At 63.4% G+C, this 2,744-nt stretch carries 2 protein-coding genes and 1 pseudogene; 1 reads left to right on the plus strand and 2 read right to left on the minus strand.

What is annotated here, in order from left to right:
* The coding region (locus EQG76_RS30910; protein WP_159719057.1) for a PAS domain-containing protein at positions 1-415 on the minus strand (415 nt) is incomplete at its 3' end.
* Between the two features lie 984 nt (positions 416-1,399).
* Here EQG76_RS30910 and EQG76_RS30915 point away from each other — a divergent pair.
* Positions 1,400-1,516, plus strand: a pseudogene (locus EQG76_RS30915) (IS481 family transposase); the annotation flags it as partial.
* Positions 1,517-1,546: 30 nt separating this feature from the next.
* Here the strand turns inward: EQG76_RS30915 and EQG76_RS30920 are convergent.
* A protein-coding gene (locus EQG76_RS30920; protein WP_159719058.1) for an IS3 family transposase occupies positions 1,547-2,730 on the minus strand; the annotation gives its coding sequence in 2 pieces (ribosomal slippage) (positions 1,547-2,442 and positions 2,442-2,730; 1,185 coding nt in all).
* Between the last annotated feature and the right edge of the window lie 14 nt (positions 2,731-2,744).

Raw genomic sequence — 2,744 nt, forward strand, 5'->3', positions numbered from 1 at the left:
GCATATGGTCGGTGATATCCTGAAAACAGTTCACCGCCCCCACCAATCGGCCGGTCTCATCAAGCAGCGGCTCGATGTTGACCATGACCGTGATACGAGAACCGTCCGGGCGCTCGATCACAATGCGGCCGTCGCGCGTGGACACGCCGCGGCGGACCGCATCGGCCATGGGTGTCTGATCATGGGGCAGGGGCGTGCCGTCCATGCAATGCAGTCTGTGCGCGCCACAGAACCGCTCATCAGATTCGCCCAGTTGGGGTGAACGGCCCCAAAGTTCTGCAGCCCGCCTGTTAAATTGGCGGATCAGTCCGTCGTGGCCGCAGCAATAGATTCCGATCGGCAATGTCTCGAGGAAATCCTGCGAACCGAGCCGCCGCCGCAATGCCTCTAGTGCTTGATGTTCTGACTGGGTCATCTTGGCTTCTATCCAACACCAAAAGACGATCTAGAGTACGGCTCGAAGTAAATCATTCTGCGCAACAGGCCAAAAAAGAAGGGTGATCTTATCAGGTTGCGTGGCTGTTCAGCAGTGATTCCATGAATGGAAAAGTCGCATTGCCACCAACTAACCCAGGCATCCACGCGGGTGGTGCCCGTAGCGTGGCGTAGAAGGTAGTACTTCTCAGCGAGCTGGACCAGCCGGCGGGCTGATCGCGGCGGTGTAACACAACGAAGTGGTAGCCTCCGAGAGTGCTGCGGCTTCTCGCCATGCTGCACGTAGAGGTCGTTTAGCATGCCGTCAGAGGCTTAGCACTCATCGGGCACCGCTGCGCCAGTAGCTCGGACGGGAACCATACGAGCGCGCCTGTTCGCTGGCGCTCTCAAGCGCCTGATCAAGCTGGCGAAGTAGCCGACGATCTGATTGATACGGAGCCGGGCTACTGCGTCCGATACTTCTCGATAACCGAGCGCCTGATGCAACCCGGCAACGTGCAGCGGATGCCTTCCACGCAGGAGACACTAGCTTGACCTCGGATGACCGTGTCCTGCCGGATCAGTATAGCGTGGACGCTCCCACATCGTGCTGCGCTTCCCTGTGCTGACGGCAGCCGAGCCGATCATCGCCTTGTGCTGCCAGCGCGGCGGCTGGCGGAAGGTCAGTGTCACGGGGCGAAGCTACAGCAGCGTCACCTCAATTCCGCTTCCTCCATCAACAGCCGTGCTACCGCTGTCGGTCCTCCTGTACCTCCAGAGTGTCTTGACCCCACCCGATACTGGCCGTTGGCGGCGCGATGGATGTCCCCGATGCCTTCGACCCCTCCGTGCATCTGGCAGCGCCCATGGTGCCATGCGCTACTCGGCGCAGGCGCTCCGCGATGTCCTGGCCGTGCAGCGGCCCTAGGTGTATGGTCCCGCGGTGTGGTGGTACAGTTGACCATCATGCTGCGAGGGAGGCGCTATGGGCCAGCTTCTCCACGGCAGCGCCCGCACGACGGAGGCGGTCCGTCGGGCGATCCAGCTATACCAAGAGAGGGTGAGAGCGCTGGCCAGGCGCTATGGCGTCAGCCCGACCACCTGATCTTCCCCCGATTTCGCGGACACGAGGTTAGCTCGCCTTCCGTTCGGCCTGCTCAGGCGTGATATAGCCGAGAGCCGAGTGGATGCGCTGCCGGTTGTAGTATCCCTCGATGTACGCGAACAGGTCGCGCCGGGCCTCGTCCCGGGTTGCCCATCGTCGCTGATGAACAAGTTCGACCTTGAGCGTGTGGAAGAAGCTCTCCATCGGAGCATTGTCGTAGCAGCAGGCTGTTCGACTCATCGATGGGACCGCTCTCATGCCGGCGAGCTGCGTCCGATAGGCCTCGGCGGCATATTGGCTGCCGCGATCGGAATGGCAGACGAGGCCGGTGGTTGGCCTCTGCCGCTGATCGGCCATCATGAGGGCTGCCGTCGTCAGCTCGGTGCGCATGTGATTGCGCATGGACCAGCCGACCACCTTGCGTGTGGCGAGATCGAGCACGGCCGCGAGGTAGAGCCATCCTTCGCCTGTCGGCAGATAGGTGATGTCCGCCAGCCAGACCTTGTTCGGGACCCAGACGGAGAACTCCTGTTTCAGAAGGTTCGGGGCGATCGGCAGGTCGTGGCGGCTGTCGGTTGTGCACAGCCGGAACCGCCGACCCGCGAGAGCCCGAATGCCGTGACGGCGCATCAGACGCTCGACCCGGCCACGGCTCGTCGAGCGACCCTCCGCCCGGAGAGCCGCGTGCACGCGAGGTGACCCGTAACGGCCCTGATGGTCGGCATGGACGCGGCGAACATCGGCCAGGAGTTGACGGTTGGCAGCCGATCGGGCGCTCCGGGGACGCGACCGCCATCCGTAATAGCCGCTCGGGGAGACCCCGAGCACGCGGCACATGAGGCGCACCGGCCAAGTGCTCGCATGCTGCTCGATGAACCGGAACCTCACTTCGGCATCTCCGCGAAGATGCCGATCGCTTTTTCTAGGACGTCGCGCTCCATGCGCGTGCGGTCGAGCTCACGGCGGAGCCGGGGGATCTCGGCCGCCTGATCGGACGGAGACGCGACCGGGCTTGCCGGCATTGATCCCGGAGATGCCTCTGGCCGCGGCCGCGGCGCAATCCCGTTCAAGGTCGCGCGCCACTGCCTCAGCATTGACGGCTGGATCCCGAGTTCGGCCGCGATCTGCATCTGCGGCCGGCCGCTGCTCTCCAAGAGCGCCACTGCCTCTCGCTTGAACTCCGGCGTGAACTCCCGTCGCGTCTTCACCATCAAACATTTTCCCG

The sequence above is a fragment of the Geminicoccus flavidas genome, assembly GCF_009806515.1.
GTDB classification, from domain to species: Bacteria; Pseudomonadota; Alphaproteobacteria; order Geminicoccales; family Geminicoccaceae; genus Geminicoccus; species Geminicoccus flavidus.